Raw genomic sequence first — 17,203 nt, forward strand, 5'->3', positions numbered from 1 at the left:
GACCATCGATAAGGTCACTCGTGCTCCGAAAGGTTCGCCCGGAACAAAAAAGTTCCTCCCGCGTTGCTTCCAATTGGGAGTCTGCGAGGTCATCCGTCATGTCGAGGCAGGCGTGGATTTGCGCTCTTAGTACACTCTTGATCAGCATCGTCCTGTTCGTGATCGGCGCGGCGACGATCCTGATTCTGCCGGGCCTTGCAACCGCGGCCCAGCTTCTGCTGCCGGTCATCGTACTGGTCAGCATTCTCGTTGCGCCCTTCGCGGGCGAGCGGCTCGCGCTCAGGCTGACGCCGGGCGAACACGCGCCTCACGATGAGGACGTCAACTCCGACCGAACGTATCCTCGAGGCGGATGATGTCATCCTCGCCGAGATAGGAGCCGGTCTGGACCTCGATCAGCTCGAGCAGGATCTTGCCGGGATTGGTGAGGCGGTGGACGTCGCCCTGGGGAATGTAGACCGACTGGTTCTCGCGCAGCATCTGGATGGTGTTGCCGATCTGGACCTCGGCGGTGCCGCGCACGACGATCCAGTGCTCGGAACGGTGATGGTGCTTCTGCAGCGACAGCTGCTTGCCCGGCTTGACGAAGAGCCGCTTCACCTGGAAGCGCTCGCCGACAAGGATGGAGGAATAGCCGCCCCACGGACGATAGCTGGTCCGATGCTCCTCGGTGAGCTTGGCGGTCGCCTTGTCTTTCGCGAGTTCCTTGACGACGCGGCCGACATCCTGCGCATCCGAGAGCCTGCCGACATAGACGGCGTCTTCGGAAACGACGACCACCGTGTCCTCTACACCGTTGACGGCTACATGCGTGCCCTCTGACAGGACGAAGGAATTCTTCGAATTGAACAGGCTGACGGGGCCGCGAGTCACGTTACCCTCTGCATCGCCGTCACTTTCCTTCCATACCGCGTCCCACGCGCCGAGATCCGACCAACGGATCGGCGAGGGCACGACAGAAGCGAGCGCTGTCTTTTCGAAGATGGCGTAGTCGACCGAAATGTCAGGCGACGCCGCAAACTCCGCCTCGCCGAGGCGGATGAAGTCCAGGTCTTCGCGCGCGGTCTTGACCGAAGCCTCGGCTGCGTTGAGCACGTCAGGCGCCAGCGCCCGGCATTCGGAGAGGAAGACGGCGCTGTCGAACAGGAACATGCCCGAGTTCCAGTAGTAGTTGCCTTGAGCGATCATCTCCTTCGCCCGATCTTCGTTCGGCTTCTCGACGAAGCGGGCGACGTGATGGGCGCCGCTCGGCTCTTTTTCGCCGGCCTCGACGTAACCGAAGCCGGTGGCAGGTGCGGTGGGCGTGATGCCGAAGGTGGCGAGGCGGCCGTCGCGCGCCGCCTTGGCGGCGGTATCGATGGCGGTGAGGTAAGCGTCATCCAGCGCGATGTTGTGGTCCGAAGCCAGCACATGCACCAGCCGCGGGCCGTTGCGCGAGGCGACCAAGGCAGCGGCAGCGATGGCCGGCGCGGTGTTGCGCGCGGACGGTTCGAGCAGCACGGCTTCGAGCTCGACACCGGCTTCCTGCGCCTGTTCGGCGACGAGGAAGCGGTATTCAGAGTTGGTGACGACGATCGGCTTGTCGTAACGGGTCGGGTCGGCGAGGCGCATCAGCGTCAACTGGAAGAGCGAGAGATCGCCGGTCAGCGCCAGGAACTGCTTCGGGCGCTGCGACCGCGACATCGGCCAGAGCCGCGTCCCCTTCCCACCCGCCAGAATTACCGGAACGATCAGATCATTGGCCATCAGTCTCTCCACCTCATCTGCCCGCCGCCTCACACGGCGCAGCCATCTGCTCAATAGCGCGACACGGCCGGCCGGGCTATCCCCGACCACACCGCGGTCCTCATTGCGCGCGACTGTGGCGCAAAGAGGGTTCCAGAAGGTTAGCGAAGCCGTTGCGCACGGATTTTCTTCGCCGATATCCTTAACGCGCGAGCTTTCGAATTAACCCGCGGCGTTTGGCGCGGACAAGCGCCCCGAAATGCTGCAAAACTGCGCCAAATCGGGTGATTCGGGGATGGGATGGTACGCATGCAGCGGTTCGCGGCCTATGTCATACTGAGTTCGGGCCTCAAACGGTTTCTCATAGCGCTGATCGCCGGAGCCCTCACCAGCCTGTCACAACCGCCTTTCGGCATTTTTGCGATCAATTTCCTGACTTTCCCCGTGCTGCTCTGGCTGGTCGACGGCGGGAGCGGCGATCCGGACCGCGGCTTGATCCGGCGACGGCTGTCGTCCTTCTGGGTCGGCTGGAGTTTCGGGTTCGGCTATTTCGTCGCGGGCCTGTGGTGGACGGGTGCCGCCTTGCTGGTCGAAGCGGACGAGTTCGCCTGGGCACTGCCGCTCGCTATCCTCGGCCTTCCCGCCTGTCTCGCTCTGTTCTACGGCTTCGCGACCTTCATCGCCCGGATGATCTGGACAGACGGGCTGACGCGTCTCCTTGCGCTCGCTGCCGCCTTCGGCATTGCGGAATGGCTGCGGGCGACGGTGCTCACGGGCTTCCCCTGGAATGCGATCGGCTATGCCATGATGCCTTTCCCGGTCATGATGCAATCCGTCGCGGTGACCGGAAGCTATGTGATGAACACGCTCGCCGTGCTCGTCTTCGCGGCACCCGCATTGATCTTCACTGGACGCGGCGGGCGCGCGGCGGCCGGCCTTGCCGTGATCCTGCTCGCGTCCCATGTCGGCTATGGCGCCTACAGGTTGCGGGAAGCGAGCGACATACCGGCTGAGACGACGCGAAAAGTGCGCATCGTCCAGCCGATGATCGACCAGGCCGCGAAGATCGACAATGGCGAGCGAAGCCGCATCTTTGAAGAGCATCTCAAGCTTACCGTCGAGACGCCCAGGGATGGAGGCAAGCGGCCGCATTATGTGATTTGGCCGGAGACGTCGATTCCCTTCATTCTGACCCAGAACCCGGACGCATTGGGGCGCATCGCCGAGGCGTTGGAAGACGGTCAAATTTTGATCGCAGGCGCCGTCCGCACCGAAAACGATGGTACAGGGACGCCGACGCGCTATTACAATTCGGCCTACATGATCGACTCCCAGGGGCAGATCATCGCGGCTTCCGACAAGGTTCATCTCGTCCCGTTCGGCGAGTACCTGCCTTTCGAGGAATTCTGGAACCGCCTGGGACTCACTGCGATTGCGGCCTTTCCGGGCGGCTATAGCGCCGCCCCTCGCTATCAGCACCTGACTGCACCAGACGGAACCAAGTTCCTCCCGCTGATCTGTTACGAGGTGATCTTCCCCGCTGAAAGCGCTGCCGAAGCCAGCACGGCAGACGCCATCGTCAATCTGACCAATGATGGTTGGTTCGGCCGCACGCCAGGGCCGTGGCAGCATTTTCACCAGGCCCGCATCCATGCTGTCGAAATGGGACTGCCGGTCATCCGAAACTCCAATAGCGGCGTATCTGCCATCATCGACAGCTACGGCAGGATACGGACCGGCCTCGATTTCGGAGCGGTCGGGGTTATCGACGGAGATATACCACCCAGGGTCAGGCTTCCATTTTCCGAACTTCCAAGAAGTCTGTACTTTTGGTTGTTGGAACTCAGTCTCATTATGGTACTCATTCTCACCCGTTTGAGTTTCAGTTTCACCCGCAATTGACCAAAAACCCCTAAAAAGGCATAGTATCCTAACCGGCGATTACGCGTTAAAGTGAGTATGCGTACGAAAGCTTCGTAAAAACGGCAGGATGCACGCGATACAATTGACGACTATCAAAAACCGGGGAACACTTCCTAAACAGGATACTAGACGATGGAAAACAAGAAGAAGCCCAACCCGATCGACATTCACGTCGGAAGCCGGATTCGGTTGCGACGGACTATGCTTGGTATGAGCCAGGAAAAACTGGGAGAAGCACTGGGGATCACTTTCCAGCAGATTCAGAAGTACGAGAAGGGTACGAACCGCGTTGGTGCCAGCCGCCTGCAGGCGATCTCCGGCATTCTCAACGTGCCCGTGTCCTTCTTCTTCGAAGATGCACCCGACGGTAATCCCGCCAACACACCTGCCGGTATGGCTGAAGCTTCGAGCTCCAACTATGTTGTGGACTTCCTGTCCTCATCCGAAGGTTTGCAGCTCAACCGCTCGTTTGTGAAGATCAGCGACCCGAAAGTCCGTCGCAAGATCGTCGACCTCGTCAAGGCGCTCGCCGCCGAGACCGAAGCCGAGTGAACGCATACGTTTGCGAGCCCCTTTTTTGGCGGGGGGCCCGCAACCGAAACTCATTTGCCGCGCATCAACGCCGGCAATTCTTCCAGGAAAGTGGCCCGAAGCGCCAAGCCTGACGGTTCGGTCGGCCGCGTCACGCCGATTCGCAAACGGGCGAATGCGATCCTCCGGCCGTGCTTTTCAGCCCAGCCGACGAACCATCCGATCGGACGCGTAGGATCGAGCTTGCCGTTCTTGCGCCTCAGTGACCCACTTCCGGTCTTGCCCTGAACTGTCCAGCCGTCCCCAGCTTCGAAAGACGGGACGATGCTCGCCGTCATGTCCATAGCCTCTCCGCTGACCGGCAGGTCGCGCGCCACAATGCGGCGCATGAAGGCCGCTTGCTCGTCGGCCGAAATCTTGAGCGACGACGAGAGCCAGGACTGTGTCAGGCCATCGCCCTTCCCTGGACTACCATTTGTGTCAGCGTTGCCGTAACCCAGCTTGCGGACATAGGCATCGAAGCGCTTGTTTCCGAGTTTGCGCGTGAGCTCCTGCGAATACCAGACTATCGAGTCCAGTTCCCAGGTCGTCGGATCGACCGGCTTGCGAGCGCGCTTGGGTGCGTCGAATTTGGCGTCATAGTCCCATCGTGGCGTGTGCCGGTCCTTCAGCACGCCGGCGTCATAACCCATTAGCGCAAGCGGCAACTTGAAGGTCGACATCGGCGTGAATCGCTCGTCGCATGTGCCGGTGCGAATGAGCGCGGCACCTGTTTCCTGATCGAGGATGAGCGTGCATTCGATGACATCAGGGGCGGATTTGGCTGATGAAACCGGGAGAACCGCGACGAGCGCGAGAGCCAGCGAAACAACATGCAGAAATGTATTTTCGAGAGAAGGCTTCATCGGGAATTCCTATTGTCCAAAACCACGGATAGACGGCTGAAAGTGGCCAAAAGCGGGCAAAACGTGCCAATATCGGGGGATATAAAGATATATCCATATGTTTGTGCGCTTGTCTTTCGCAAGCGAACTCACTACACAGAGCACCGCCATCTTCATTGAGGGGAATTCCCGTAATGCGCCCAAGCTATCTGTTCACCAGCGAGTCCGTTTCCGAAGGACATCCGGACAAGGTCTGCGACCGCATCTCTGACGAGATCGTCGATCTGGTCTATCGCGAAGCCATCAAGTCCAAGACCGATCCGTGGTCCGTCCGCATTGCCTGCGAGACGCTTGCCACCACCAACCGCGTGGTCATCGCCGGCGAAGTGCGCCTGCCGCACAGCCTGATGAAGAAAGACAAGAACGGCGTGGAGGTGATCAACCCCGCCAAGTTCAAGCAGGCCGCCCGCAAGGCGATCCGCGACATCGGCTACGAGCAGGACGGCTTCCACTGGAAGACCGCCAAGATCGATGTGCTGCTGCACTCGCAGTCGACCGATATCGCACAGGGTGTCGACAACGCTTCCGACCAGCAGGGTGAAGAAGGCGCGGGCGACCAGGGCATCATGTTCGGTTATGCCTGCAACGAGACCCCCGATCTCATGCCGGCGCCGATCTATTATTCTCACCGCATCCTGCAGCTTCTGTCGGATGCCCGTCGCAAGGGCGAAGGCGATGTCGGCAAGCTCGGTCCCGATGCCAAGAGCCAGGTAACCGTCCGTTACGAGAACGGCAAGCCTGCCGAAGTGACCTCGATCGTTCTTTCGACACAGCACATGGATGCAAGCTGGGATTCCGAGAAAGTCCGCAAGGTCGTGGAACCCTACATCCGTGAAGCCCTCGGCACTTTGCCGATCGCCAAGGAATGCAACTGGTACATCAATCCGACCGGCAAGTTCGTGATCGGCGGCCCGGATGGCGACGCGGGCCTGACCGGCCGCAAGATCATCGTCGATACCTATGGCGGTGCGGCTCCGCATGGCGGCGGCGCCTTCTCCGGTAAGGACACGACCAAAGTCGACCGCTCGGCTGCCTATGTCGCCCGCTACCTCGCCAAGAACGTCGTGGCCGCCGGCCTCGCCGACCGTTGCACCATCCAGCTCTCCTACGCCATCGGCGTCGCCCAGCCGCTGTCGGTCTATGTCGATCTGCATGGCACCGGCAAGGTGACCGAGGATCAGATCGAAGCCGCGATCCGCAAGGTCATCGACCTCTCGCCGACCGGCATCCGCCGGCACCTCAACCTCAACAAGCCGATCTATGCGCGCACCGCGGCTTACGGTCATTTTGGCCGCAAGGCAGGCCGCGACGGCTCCTTCTCCTGGGAGAAGCTGGACCTCGTCAAGCCGCTCAAGGACGCGCTCAAGGCGTGACCTCCGAAGACGACAAGATCGACGATACGATCGGTGGGGCGCGGAAATCGCGCTCCACCGAAGCCTTTTTCGGACGCCGCAAGGGCAAGACGCTTCGCCCGAACCAGGAGCGGCTGATCCATGGGGCGCTCGATCGGCTGCGGCTCGATCTCGGTGCGCCAGCGCCCAAAGTTCTCGCCATGCTTTTTCCGGTACCGGTGAAGACCATCCGCCTGGAAAGCGGTTTCGGCGGCGGTGAGCATCTGATCCACCGCGCCGCGACCAATCCCGACACCGGCTTCATCGGCGTCGAACCCTTCGTCAATTCCATGGCGAAGCTGCTCGCCCGCATCGAAGATCTGGGCCTCGAGAACATCCGGCTCTACGACGATGACGCAGTACAGGTTCTCGACTGGCTACCGCAAAGCTCGATCGACCATATCGACCTGCTCTATCCCGATCCCTGGCCGAAAAAGAGACACTGGAAACGGCGCTTCGTCTCCGACGTCAATCTCGAGCGTTTCCACCGCGTGCTGAAACCCGCCGGCCTCTTCTGCTTCGCCTCCGACATCGACACCTATGTGAACTGGGTGCTACAACATATCGACCGCCATGGCGGATTCGAATGGACGGCGCGGAATGCGTCGGATTGGCTGACCGCGTTCGAGGATTGGCCGGGTACGCGGTATGAGGCGAAGGCGCGGCGTGAGGGCCGGAGTTCGGCGTACCTGACGTTTCGGAAGGTCTGAGGGGGTTAGCCACAAGGAAGGCGCCCGTTCAGTTCCACTGGGGTAACTGGCCAAGAAACTCCAACACCGCCCCGTTGAACACATCCGGCCGCTGCACCGGCGCGAAATGCGTCACGCCGGGCAGCGTCACCAACTTTGCCCCCGCGACGCTACGCGCCAGATAGTCCGCATGTTCGGGCCGGATGAACTCGTCACTCTCGGCCTGCACGACCGTCACGGGCACCACGATCTCGGCCAAATCCTTCGCCGAGTAATTCGGCTGCGTCCGCTGCATCAGCCCCACCGCCTCGACAAACTCATCGAACCTTGCCGGCGTCGTCGACAGCGCGGCGTAGTCCTGTTTATGGCGTGAGAAACAGCGTTCGATCAGCGGCGTCATCTCGAAAGGCAGTGTGCCGGAGGGATCGACGTTGCAGGCGAAGAAGAACACGCCGGCGATGCGATCCGGATGATGATGGCCGAGAATCAGGCCCGTGCAGGCGCCGTCGCTCCAGCCCACGATCGCGGCTTTCCCGATGGAAAGCGCATCCATCACGGCGAGCACATCCGTGCCCATCAGATCATAGGAATAGGGCTTGTCATCGCGGGTGCTGCGGCCATGACCACGGCTATCGATGAGGATCGCGCGATAACCCGCTTCGACCAGCGGCGCGACCTGATGGCCAAAGTTTCCGGCATTGCCGAGGCCACCGTGCAGCAGGACCACCGCCGGCCCCGTACCGCAGTCGGCATACCATATCGACGCGCCGTCATTCAAGACACGACCGGTCCTCGCGTCCGCCGGAAGGGGCGTCGCTCCGACTGCGTCGAATCGCTCGAGATTGTCGTCTTGGAACTTCACCATGATCCGGGCCTCGCATTCCATTCGCGAGGCGAAGCTAGGATCACATATCGGCCTCGGTCAAGCCGAGCCGGTCTTCAATAGCTGGCATGTGCGCTCGCACGAGCCATGCGCTGGCGCTTGTACACCAATGCCACGCCGCAGCCACTCAGAACGCGATGCTGCGGAATTCCTGGACCCGCTTAGTGCAATGGCACCGTCTGCAGATCGTCCTCGGCGGCCTTGAAGAAGGTCGAGGAACGGTTGTCTGTCAGCAGGATCGGCGTACCATCAGCGCCGAACAGCGCCCAGAGGTCGATGCCCGGATTGAGATCCGGAGCCTCCGGGAAGACGCTTGCGACGTCCTCGGACCGCATCTTGCGGATATAGCCAACTTTGCCTGCGCCGAGATGCGCGAACTCATTTCTGGTCATGCGACCCGCCTGTGTATACTTGGAGATCATGATAAAACTCCTTCTAATTAGGAGACGCGGCAATTCCACGAATATTCAGTCTGAGACAGAAATATTAATTTTTCGCACCATTTTGGCAGGCTCCGGGCGAACAAGGTCTATCGACAAAAGACCGTTCTTGAGGATCGCGCCGGTCACCACCATGCCGTCGGCGAGCATGAATACCCGCTGGAACTGGCGCGCGGCGATGCCGCGGTGGAGGAATTCGCGCTCGCCCGGCTCTGCCGCCTGACGGCCGCGGATGGTGAGCTGGTTTTCCTCGGTGGTGACGTCGAGATCCTCGTCCGCAAAACCGGCCACAGCCAAGGTGATCCGCAGGCGGTCGGGGTCGCCGGTCACGGGATTGGCGCGCAAACGTTCGATATTATAGGGAGGGTAACCGTCGTTGATCTTGGAGAGACGCTCCAGCGTCTTCTCCATTGCGTCAAAGCCCAGGAGAAGCGGGCTCGCAAAGGGGGTTACACGTGTCATTCTGTCATGTCCTTGGCTGCAAGCGACAATTTTATGGACCTCAGAGAGCATCCACGCCGTTTCATATGGGTTAGAGACAGTCGAGTTGCAAGGCGTTGTTAGGGCGGCTAGATCATGTCGCCGAACGCTTACAGAATACTGAAAGGGAATTGAGGAATGGCGGATGCGCGCAAGGTCATAATCGATACGGATCCCGGTCAGGATGATGCCGCGGCAATCATGCTGGCGCTCGGATCACCCGACGAAATCGAGGTGCTGGGAATCACCACCGTCGCCGGCAATGTGCCTGTGGCGCTGACATCCAAGAATGCGCGCATTACCTGCGACTTCGCCAACCGCAAGGACATCAAGGTTTTTGCCGGCTGCGAGAAGCCCATCAAGCGGCAATTGGTGACCGCCGAGCATGTCCATGGCGCCACCGGCCTCGATGGCCCCGAGCTCTTCGAACCCGAGACACCGCTCCAGCCGCAGCATGCGGTCGATTTCATCATTGACACGCTGCGCAACGAGCCCGCGGGCACGGTGACGCTTTGCCCGCTCGGGGCGCTGACCAACATCGCGACCGCGCTCACCCGTGCGCCCGATATTGCAAGCCGGATCCAGGAGATCGTCCTGATGGGCGGAGCCTATTTCGAGGTCGGCAACATCACACCGGCAGCGGAGTTCAACATCTATGTCGATCCCGAGGCCGCCGAGATCGTCTTCAAGTCCGGCATCCCGATCGTGATGATCCCGCTCGACCTCACACACAAGGTGTTGACACTGAAGGCCCGCGTGAACCGCATCCGCGCGCTCGGCACCCCGGCGGCCGTGGCTTTGGCCGATATGCTGGACTTTTTCGAGCGCTTCGACATCGTCAAATACGGCTCTGATGGCGGCCCGCTGCACGACCCCAACGTCATCGCCTATCTCGTGAAGCCAAGTCTCTATGATGGCCGCATGTGCAATGTGGAGATCGAGACGGGTTCAGAACTGACGCTCGGCATGACGGTCGTCGACTGGTGGCAGGTCACCCAACGCAAGCACAACGCGCTCGTGCTGAAGGATGTCGATGCGGGCGGGTTCTTTGACTTGCTGACGGAACGGGTGGCAAGGCTCTAGGGTTTCGGCGGGATTCACCCTCACCAACTTCAGCCATGCATGAGACGTAGTCGAATGCCTAGACACGCTTGTTGAGGGGTGTTTCCGGTCCCCTCAAACCAAAGAGGCCCGGTCTTCCAACCGAGCCCCTCATCTCAAATGTAGTTAGGGCCTACGCCCGCATCCGCCGTGCGACCGAGCGCAAGTCGCTGGCCGACGCGCCGTCCGACACTCGGAACCGTGCTACGAGCGTCTTCAAGCGCGCCGCTTCGTCGCTGAGCGAGACCGATGCCGCAGTGGTCTCTTCGACCATCGCGGCATTCTGCTGGGTCACCTGATCCATGTGATGCATCGCCGTGTTCATTTCGCGCAGGCCCGCGGCCTGTTCGCTCGACGAGACCGAGATCATGTTGATCAGGCCGTTGATATGAACGACCTGGCCTGAAATGGCTTCGAGCGCCTTGCCGGTCTGGGCGACAAGTGCCACGCCGTCATTGACCTGAGATTCCGAAGTGCTGATCAGCGCCTTGATCTCCTTGGCCGCGGTGGCCGAGCGCTGGGCGAGTTCGCGGACTTCCTGGGCGACGACGGCAAAACCCTTGCCGGCGTCACCAGCGCGGGCAGCTTCGACGCCGGCATTGAGCGCCAGCAGATTGGTCTGGAAGGCGATCTCGTCGATCACGCCGATAATGTTGGTGATCTGCGCCGACGACTTCTCGATGCCGTGCATGGCAGTGATCGCGCTGTTGACGATGGAACCGGACTTGGCGGCTTCCTGGCTGGCGCTGTTCACCGCCGCAGCCGCCGTCTTGGCGTTTTCGGCACTCGAATGGACCTGCTCGGTCAGTTCGTTAAGCGCTGCTGCGGTCTCTTCGATCTGGGCGGCCTGCTGCTCCGTGCGATGCGAGAGGTCGTTGGCGCCAGAGGAGATTTCACTGGTGCCGCCGTCGATATTGGCAACCGCCTGGCCCACCATGCGCAGCGTCTCTTCGAGGCTCGCCACGGCGCCGTTGAAGTTCTGCTTGAGCTCGGCATATTCGCCGGGGAAATCCCTGGTGACGCGGAAGCTGAGATCGCCGGCGGAGAGCTTTGCCAGCGCATCCTTGAGTTCGCTCACCACCAGTTGCTGGACGCGCGCATTTTCGTTGCGCTCGGCTTCGGTGCGGCTGCGGTCCGTCTCGCCCTGCTGGCGGGCTTCGGCCGCTTCGGCTTCGAGGCGGTTGGAGTCCGCCAGGCGACCGCGGAAGGTTTCGAGCGCACGCGCCACAGCGCCGGTCTCGTCGGCGCGATCCTGGCCGGCTACTGGATTGGCGTAGTCGCCGGCGCTGAGGCGACCGACCGAGCCGAGAAGGCCTTCGAGGGGACGGGCAACGAAGCCGCGGGCCGCAAGATAGAGGCCGATCATCGCTGCTGCCATCATGACGAGACCACCGATGATCATCATCATCGTCTGGTCCTGGATCGGCGCGGCGACCGCAGCATCCGGGATATCCATGATCAGCGCCCATTTGACGTTGAGGCCAGTGAGTTCGAACGGATAGACGAGACGGCTGTAGCCTTGACCATTCGCGTTCTCGAGGCCTGGGATCGGCGTCACCTTCCCGTCTGCGATCGCGGCCTTGATTGCTTCCGGCTGGACGCCATCATAGTCCTTGTTGAGCAAGGCTGCATCCGGAGCAACCAGCCACTTGCCATCATGTGAGACGATGAAGACCTTGCCGGTACCGAAGGGCGAGAGCTTGGAGACATTGTCGGCCAGCATGGTCAGCGACACGTCGACGCCAGTGACACCGATGATCTTGCCGTCGACCGTGACGGGATAGGCAATAGAGCTCATCGCAGTCGGCGGAACGATTTCCGAGGCCACATAAGGCTTGGTGATCGCGCCGCCGTTTTCCTTGACCGCCTTGGCATACCACTCGGCCTCATAGTCCTCGCCAAAGGTGCTCAGCGAGATGCCGCCGGTCTTGTCCTTGGTCCAATAGGGCGTAAAGACGCCGTTCTTGTTGCCGGCGACGTCGAGCTTGTCCTTGGACTGTGCCTGCAGTGCGTCAAAGCCCTGCGGCGCCTCGGCGAACCAGCTGCCGAAGGCCATCTTCTGCTGTTCGAGATTGGTCTTGAGAATGTCGATCACGGCCTTGCGGTCGAGAACGCCCTGTTGCTTGCCGTGGGCGATGATGCCCGACATGGTTCGGGCGGCGCTGGCGAGCGCGCTGGTGTCGGTGACGATACCCTGGGCGATCGCCTTGGCCTCGGTCTCGGCCTGCTGGCCGATCAGGGAGCCGACACGATCACGCGTCTGGCTGATGAGAACGAAATTGGTTGCGATCAGCAGAATGGCAATGATCGCACCGGTAACCAGAAGCAGTTTCGGTGCGAGAGACTTCGGAGCGAGCTTCAGCATGATGGCCTCAAGGGAGTGGCGGATAACGCCGCTTCCATCATGGAAACATCATTGCGGGGGCAAATGGCCGGCGATCATCGCGCGGTCCGGGCGGCTGAGACTTGGATAAAGTCAATTGGTTAATGCCGCACAAATGCAAGCTGCGACACTTTGGCAATGTGCAGCTCTGGCCCGGATATCGGCTTATGCCTTGAGGTGTTTTTCGACTTCGGCCTGTATCGGGATCGAAGGCTGCGCGCCGGCCTTGAGGCAGGCGAGTGAGCCGGCAACCGCGGCGCGGCGCAGTGCCACCTCGAATTTGAGGCCCTGATCAAGACCGGCAGCGAGATAGCCGCAAAAGGTGTCGCCAGCGCCAACCGTGTCGATCGGCTCGATGACGAGCCCCTTGGCCTTATGGAGCGCGCCATTGCGAACCGCGACAACGCCTTCCGCGCCGAGGGTCACGATGATCGTCTGTTTCCGTTCCTGGTTGATCTGCATCATCTCGGCTTCACGCGCAGCTGCGTCGAGCCCCGACTTGCCGCAGAACAGCTCGAACTCGGTCTCGTTGGCAATGACGATATCGGCCATCTGTGCGAGGCGCCTGGCATCGGGGGTAATCGGCGCGATGTTGACGACGCTGGTGACGCCCTTCTCGCGCGCCGCTGTCAGCGCCGCCTCGATCGCGGGTGCCGGTATTTCCATCTGCAGCATCAGCGTGTCGCCGCGTTTCATGTCGGAGACGGCCGCCTTGGCATCGTCGACCTTTACCGTGCCATTGGCACCCGCGACAATCGCAATGACATTCTCGCCGTCGGCGCCGACAAAGATCAGCGCGACGCCCGTGGCTGTCGAGGCACTCTTCACCCGGTCGAGATTGACGCCATCGAAGCGCAGATAGGTCAGCGCCGGCACCGCGAATTCGTCCTCGCCGCAGGCACCCGCCATATGCACCGTGGCACCGGCACGGCGTGCCGCAAGTGCCTGATTGGCGCCCTTGCCACCGGGCGCCGTGACGAAATGATCACCGGTGACCGTCTCGCCCGGCTCGGGCAAACGGGTGACGCTGGCGATAAGGTCCATGTTGATGGAACCGAGAACGGTGATCATGGCAGAGCTCTATTGTTTTGATTTCCCCCGTCACTGTTAGGCCCGGTTTCTCAGTCCTCGTCAACCACTCTCAGCTTCAGCTGGCCCGTCCGGCTCTCGACACTCCGTGCAGGCTCGACGGCCGACGTCGCCGCCTCACCGGCTTCGAATTCCATCGCCTCGATCCTCTCGCCGCGCTTGGCGAGCTTGCTGGACGACGTGACGATCTGTTCGACATCCTTCTGGGCCGCTGCGAAGTGGCCCTGCAGCTTCTGGACGCGATCGTCGAGGCGGGTGAGATCCTCCATCAGGCGGATGACCTCGCCCTGGATCAGATGCGCCTGCTCGCGCATGCGCTGGTCGCGGAGAACCGACTGAATGACCTGGATCGACAGCATCAGCAGCGAGGGCGAGACGATGACGATGCGCGCCTTGTGCGCCCGCTGCACCACGCCTTCGAAATTCTCATGAATCTCGGCGAAGATCGATTCCGAGGGCACGAACATGAAGGCGGTGTCCTGGGTCTCGCCGCGGAGCAGGTATTTCTCCGAGATATCCTTGATATGGACCTCGATATCGCGGCGGAACTGCTGGCTGGCTACCTTCGTCCCTTCCGGGCCCGCCTCGCGGATCGCGTTCCAGGCCTCGAGCGGGAACTTGGCGTCGATCACCAGTGACGGCTGGCCGTTCGGCATCCGGATGAGGCAGTCCGGCCGCGAACCGCTGGACAAAGTCGCCTGGAATTCGTAGGCGCCCATCGGCAGGCCATCGGCAACGATGGTCTCCATGCGCGACTGTCCGAAGGCGCCACGTGTCTGCTTGTTGGAGAGGATTGCCTGAAGCCCGACAACGTCCTTGGCCAGAGCCTGGATGTTGTTCTGCGCCGTATCGATGGCGACCAGCCGCTCTTGCAGACGGCGCAGATTCTCGTGGGTCTGGCGCGTCTGCTCGGTCATCGTCTGACCGATCCGGTGCGTCATACCGTCGATACGCTGGTTGATCGACTGGTTGAGTTCGTGCTGCCGCGTGCCGAAAACATCCGCCATTGCGGCGATGCGGCCCTGCATTTCCGTCTGGGCCTTGAGGATCTCGGCCATGCGGAGCTCGGACTCCCTGGCACGTCGTTCGGCATCCTCCTGCTCGGCCCGTCTAGCACGTCCGGATGCGGAGAGCACGAAAAGCACGATGACCAGAAGCAGCCCCAACAGCGCTCCGGCGCCGACGAGAAGCGTGACGAGTGTCACGGGGAACTGACCGATCATGAAGACCGGCGTTTCGGCGGAGATAGAATCCAACATGCCGCAAGCTTATCCGATTCGCTCGCTGCCGCCAGATCAAAACGAGAACGCCCGGCGAGTTGTCCTCAGACGACACAGTATATTTCGGCGATGCGGCGAAGAACTGTCCGCCGACATGACATGCGTCAATTTCTACACGACTATTCGTAATTTTAGATAGCACTACATTAACCATGACTGATCAGAGTTGGAGTGAAACCGAGAAAGCGATTCTCGGGACACACAAAGGCATGAAGAGATGACCGCCCAGGACGACGCGCGCGAAATGCACCGGAAAAGACTGGACTTCCTCGGGCTCGACGACAGCCAGAAGGCGCTGCTCAAGACACTTCAGCCGCTGGTCCGGGAGTCGATCGGCGGCGCTCTCGACACTTTCTACAAGAAAGTGAGATCCACGCCCGAGACCGCACGGTTCTTCCGGGAAGAGGCGCATATAACCGGCGCCAAAGGGAAGCAGGCGAACCATTGGGAAATGATCTCCTCCGGCAAGCTCGACGAGGATTATGTCGCCAGCGTCACGACGATCGGCAAGACCCATGCCCGGATCGGGCTCGAGCCGCGCTGGTATATTGCCGGCTATGCGCTGGTGTTGGAACAGCTGATACACACGACAATGAGCAAGCACTGGCCCAGCATGTTCGGCAAGGGCAAGGCCGAAGGGCTCGCTGCCGAGGTTTCGGTGATCGTCAAGGCCGCCCTGCTCGACATGGATTATGCCATCTCCGTCTATCTCGATGAACTCGCAGGCCAGCGGGAACGGGCGGAAGCCGCCCGCAAGCAGGCGGAAGCCGAGCAGAGCGTGGCGCTCGGCGAACTCGGAAAGGTGCTCGCGCTCCTGTCCGGCGGCGACCTTGAATCCCGCCTGCCGGCCGGGCTGCCTGAGAATTATGCCGGAATGGCCGATCACTACAATTCGGCTGTGGAAACGCTGCGCCAATCGATCTCGATGGTGCGGCTCGCAGCGCAACAGATACTCGGCTCCTCACAGGAGATCAGCGACGCGACAGCGAGTCTCGCCCAGCGCACCGAGCAGCAGGCAGCAAGCATCGAGGAGAGCTCGGCCGCGCTCCACGAGCTCTCGGAGAGCGTGACGGCCACCGCACGCGGCGCACGGAAAGCCGCCAATGTGACCGGAGACGCCCTGTCCGTCGCCCAGTCTTCCGGCGCCGTCGTCTCCGAGGCGGTGGCGGCCATGGGCGCGATCGAACGTTCGTCGACCGAGATCTCGAAGATCATTTCGGTCATCGATGAAATTGCCTTCCAGACCAACCTTCTGGCGCTCAATGCCGGAGTGGAGGCTGCGCGGGCCGGAGAGGCAGGACGCGGCTTTGCGGTCGTCGCGCAGGAGGTCCGCGAACTGGCCCAGCGGTCCGCCAATGCGGCGAAGGAAATCAAGACGATCATCGCCCAGAGTTCCAGCCAGGTTCAGACCGGTGTCGCGCTCGTCAACAAGTCCGGCGAGTCGCTCGGGGATATCGTCGATCGGGTGCACGAACTCGACAGCATCATCCAGGGTATCGCGGCAGCCACCGCGGAACAGTCCTCGGGCCTGACCGAGGTCTCGGCCGCGATCGGCGACATGGATACCATTACACAACAGAATGCCACCATGGTCGATGGAACCTCCCGCCAGATCGCCGATCTGACGAGCGAAGTCGAGCGGCTCACCATCGCGCTCAGGGGCTTCAAGAGCCGCGACCCCGACAGCGACGTTCCCGCGCTTGACCGGAATGACCGCCGCCGGACCGAAGGAAACTGGAAGCGCGCTGGAGCCGCCTGATTTTCCATGACATGGGTGGTGCCGGAATATTGCAAGACCAACCGGCCTGTATTAAGTGACGTGGCATGACGATCAAGCCCCTCATAATCCTGCCCGACCCGGTTCTCCGACAAGTCTCCATGCCCATCGAACAGGTGGACGATGCCGTGCGAAACCTCTCGGCTGATATGCTGGAGACGATGTATGACGCTCCGGGGATCGGCCTGGCAGCGATCCAGGTCGGCATCCCGCGTCGCATGCTGGTGATCGATCTCTCCAAGGAAGACGAGGAGAAGAAGCCGCAGGTCTTCATCAATCCGGAGATCCTGCAATCTTCCGACGAGCGCTCGACCTACGAGGAGGGCTGCCTTTCGATCCCGGACTATTATGCCGAAGTCGAGCGCCCGGCCCGCATCACCGTCAAGCATATCGGCCTCGACGGCAAGGAGCAGGTCACCGAGGCCGAAGGCGTCCTGGCAACCTGCCTGCAGCACGAGATCGACCACCTGAACGGCGTGCTCTTCATCGACTACATTTCGCGGCTCAAGCGCGAGATCGTGATCCGGAAGTTTGCTAAGGCGTCCAAAATCAGAGCTTGAGCCCCAT

Annotated in this window: 16 protein-coding genes; 8 read left to right on the plus strand and 8 right to left on the minus strand. The window is 61.3% G+C overall.

The genetic code is table 11. The features are described 5' to 3' along the window. The first annotated feature begins 98 nt into the window (after window positions 1–98). Complete coding sequence (locus AC2YI2_RS30680; protein WP_487390334.1) at window positions 99–356, plus strand: hypothetical protein; 258 nt, start codon at window positions 99–101, stop codon at window positions 354–356. Here AC2YI2_RS30680 and AC2YI2_RS30685 read toward each other — a convergent pair. Further along, window positions 322–1,746, minus strand: a complete 1,425-nt coding sequence (locus tag AC2YI2_RS30685) for a mannose-1-phosphate guanylyltransferase/mannose-6-phosphate isomerase (protein ID WP_487390335.1) — start codon at window positions 1,744–1,746, stop codon at window positions 322–324. The genes AC2YI2_RS30680 and AC2YI2_RS30685 overlap by 35 nt on opposite strands. 288 nt (window positions 1,747–2,034) lie before the next feature. Here AC2YI2_RS30685 and lnt point away from each other — a divergent pair, with 288 nt between their 5' ends. After that, window positions 2,035–3,627 carry an apolipoprotein N-acyltransferase gene (gene lnt / locus AC2YI2_RS30690; protein ID WP_487390336.1) on the plus strand — a complete coding sequence of 531 codons (1,593 nt, stop codon included), beginning with the start codon at window positions 2,035–2,037 and terminating at the stop codon, window positions 3,625–3,627. 153 nt (window positions 3,628–3,780) lie between these two features. After that, entirely contained in the window at window positions 3,781–4,200 is a 420-nt protein-coding gene (locus AC2YI2_RS30695; protein WP_487390337.1) for a helix-turn-helix domain-containing protein, read from the plus strand. 50 nt (window positions 4,201–4,250) lie between these two features. Here the strand turns inward: AC2YI2_RS30695 and blaOXA are convergent, their stop codons facing one another. Continuing rightward, window positions 4,251–5,084, minus strand: coding sequence for a class D beta-lactamase (blaOXA, locus tag AC2YI2_RS30700; protein ID WP_487390338.1), 834 nt, complete (start codon window positions 5,082–5,084; stop codon window positions 4,251–4,253). 173 nt (window positions 5,085–5,257) lie between these two features. Here blaOXA and metK point away from each other — a divergent pair, with 173 nt between their 5' ends. Continuing rightward, window positions 5,258–6,496 carry a methionine adenosyltransferase gene (gene metK / locus AC2YI2_RS30705; RefSeq protein ID WP_487390339.1) on the plus strand — a complete coding sequence of 413 codons (1,239 nt, stop codon included), beginning with the start codon at window positions 5,258–5,260 and terminating at the stop codon, window positions 6,494–6,496. Beyond that, entirely contained in the window at window positions 6,493–7,224 is a 732-nt protein-coding gene (trmB, locus tag AC2YI2_RS30710; RefSeq protein ID WP_487390340.1) for a tRNA (guanosine(46)-N7)-methyltransferase TrmB, read from the plus strand. The genes metK and trmB overlap by 4 nt, the downstream gene beginning before the upstream one ends. Before the next feature lie 28 nt (window positions 7,225–7,252). Here the strand turns inward: trmB and AC2YI2_RS30715 are convergent, their stop codons facing one another. The 3 genes from AC2YI2_RS30715 to AC2YI2_RS30725 all read right to left on the minus strand — a co-directional run bounded on the left by AC2YI2_RS30715 (window position 7,253) and on the right by AC2YI2_RS30725 (window position 8,988). Continuing rightward, on the minus strand, window positions 7,253–8,065 hold the full coding sequence (locus tag AC2YI2_RS30715) for an alpha/beta fold hydrolase (RefSeq protein WP_487390413.1): 813 nt from the start codon (window positions 8,063–8,065) through the stop codon (window positions 7,253–7,255). 182 nt (window positions 8,066–8,247) lie between these two features. Further along, window positions 8,248–8,478: a BQ00720 family protein gene (locus AC2YI2_RS30720; protein ID WP_487390341.1), complete on the minus strand. Its 231-nt coding sequence runs from the start codon at window positions 8,476–8,478 to the stop codon at window positions 8,248–8,250. 75 nt (window positions 8,479–8,553) lie between these two features. After that, a complete protein-coding gene (locus AC2YI2_RS30725; RefSeq protein ID WP_487390342.1) occupies window positions 8,554–8,988 on the minus strand; it encodes an Hsp20 family protein in 435 nt (144 codons plus the stop codon). A gap of 156 nt (window positions 8,989–9,144) precedes the next feature. Here AC2YI2_RS30725 and AC2YI2_RS30730 point away from each other — a divergent pair, with 156 nt between their 5' ends. Next, the gene (locus tag AC2YI2_RS30730) at window positions 9,145–10,089 is read left to right on the plus strand and encodes a nucleoside hydrolase (protein WP_487390343.1); all 945 of its coding nucleotides are present in this window, start codon (window positions 9,145–9,147) and stop codon (window positions 10,087–10,089) included. Between the two features lie 151 nt (window positions 10,090–10,240). Here AC2YI2_RS30730 and AC2YI2_RS30735 read toward each other — a convergent pair whose 3' ends face one another. The 3 genes from AC2YI2_RS30735 to AC2YI2_RS30745 all read right to left on the minus strand — a co-directional run bounded on the left by AC2YI2_RS30735 (window position 10,241) and on the right by AC2YI2_RS30745 (window position 14,802). Continuing rightward, complete coding sequence (locus AC2YI2_RS30735) at window positions 10,241–12,472, minus strand: methyl-accepting chemotaxis protein (protein ID WP_487390344.1); 2,232 nt, start codon at window positions 12,470–12,472, stop codon at window positions 10,241–10,243. A 183-nt stretch (window positions 12,473–12,655) separates the two neighbouring features. Beyond that, complete coding sequence (locus tag AC2YI2_RS30740; protein ID WP_487390345.1) at window positions 12,656–13,561, minus strand: ribokinase; 906 nt, start codon at window positions 13,559–13,561, stop codon at window positions 12,656–12,658. A 50-nt stretch (window positions 13,562–13,611) separates the two neighbouring features. Continuing rightward, the gene (locus tag AC2YI2_RS30745) at window positions 13,612–14,802 is read right to left on the minus strand and encodes a DNA recombination protein RmuC (protein WP_487390414.1); all 1,191 of its coding nucleotides are present in this window, start codon (window positions 14,800–14,802) and stop codon (window positions 13,612–13,614) included. 274 nt (window positions 14,803–15,076) lie between these two features. Here AC2YI2_RS30745 and AC2YI2_RS30750 point away from each other — a divergent pair, with 274 nt between their 5' ends. Beyond that, window positions 15,077–16,618, plus strand: coding sequence for a globin-coupled sensor protein (locus AC2YI2_RS30750; protein ID WP_487390346.1), 1,542 nt, complete (start codon window positions 15,077–15,079; stop codon window positions 16,616–16,618). A gap of 65 nt (window positions 16,619–16,683) precedes the next feature. Continuing rightward, window positions 16,684–17,196 (plus strand): peptide deformylase, encoded by a 513-nt coding sequence (gene def, locus AC2YI2_RS30755; RefSeq protein WP_487390347.1) that lies wholly within the window; start codon window positions 16,684–16,686, stop codon window positions 17,194–17,196. The last annotated feature ends 7 nt before the right edge of the window (window positions 17,197–17,203 follow it).

It is taken from the genome of Rhizobium sp. SRI_017, from assembly GCF_057586295.1.

Bases quoted from the DNA above. Each gene is read 5' to 3' on its own strand.
- AC2YI2_RS30680 (WP_487390334.1), top strand. From the start codon at position 99: ATGTCGAGGCAGGCGTGGATTTGCGCTCTTAGTACACTCTTGATCAGC.
- AC2YI2_RS30685 (WP_487390335.1), bottom strand. From the start codon at position 1,746: ATGGCCAATGATCTGATCGTTCCGGTAATTCTGGCGGGTGGGAAGGGG.
- lnt (WP_487390336.1), top strand. From the start codon at position 2,035: ATGCAGCGGTTCGCGGCCTATGTCATACTGAGTTCGGGCCTCAAACGG.
- AC2YI2_RS30695 (WP_487390337.1), top strand. From the start codon at position 3,781: ATGGAAAACAAGAAGAAGCCCAACCCGATCGACATTCACGTCGGAAGC.
- blaOXA (WP_487390338.1), bottom strand. From the start codon at position 5,084: ATGAAGCCTTCTCTCGAAAATACATTTCTGCATGTTGTTTCGCTGGCT.
- metK (WP_487390339.1), top strand. From the start codon at position 5,258: ATGCGCCCAAGCTATCTGTTCACCAGCGAGTCCGTTTCCGAAGGACAT.
- AC2YI2_RS30720 (WP_487390341.1), bottom strand. From the start codon at position 8,478: ATGACCAGAAATGAGTTCGCGCATCTCGGCGCAGGCAAAGTTGGCTAT.
- AC2YI2_RS30725 (WP_487390342.1), bottom strand. From the start codon at position 8,988: ATGACACGTGTAACCCCCTTTGCGAGCCCGCTTCTCCTGGGCTTTGAC.
- AC2YI2_RS30730 (WP_487390343.1), top strand. From the start codon at position 9,145: ATGGCGGATGCGCGCAAGGTCATAATCGATACGGATCCCGGTCAGGAT.
- AC2YI2_RS30735 (WP_487390344.1), bottom strand. From the start codon at position 12,472: ATGCTGAAGCTCGCTCCGAAGTCTCTCGCACCGAAACTGCTTCTGGTT.
- AC2YI2_RS30740 (WP_487390345.1), bottom strand. From the start codon at position 13,561: ATGATCACCGTTCTCGGTTCCATCAACATGGACCTTATCGCCAGCGTC.
- AC2YI2_RS30745 (WP_487390414.1), bottom strand. From the start codon at position 14,802: ATGATCGGTCAGTTCCCCGTGACACTCGTCACGCTTCTCGTCGGCGCC.
- AC2YI2_RS30750 (WP_487390346.1), top strand. From the start codon at position 15,077: ATGACCGCCCAGGACGACGCGCGCGAAATGCACCGGAAAAGACTGGAC.
- def (WP_487390347.1), top strand. From the start codon at position 16,684: ATGACGATCAAGCCCCTCATAATCCTGCCCGACCCGGTTCTCCGACAA.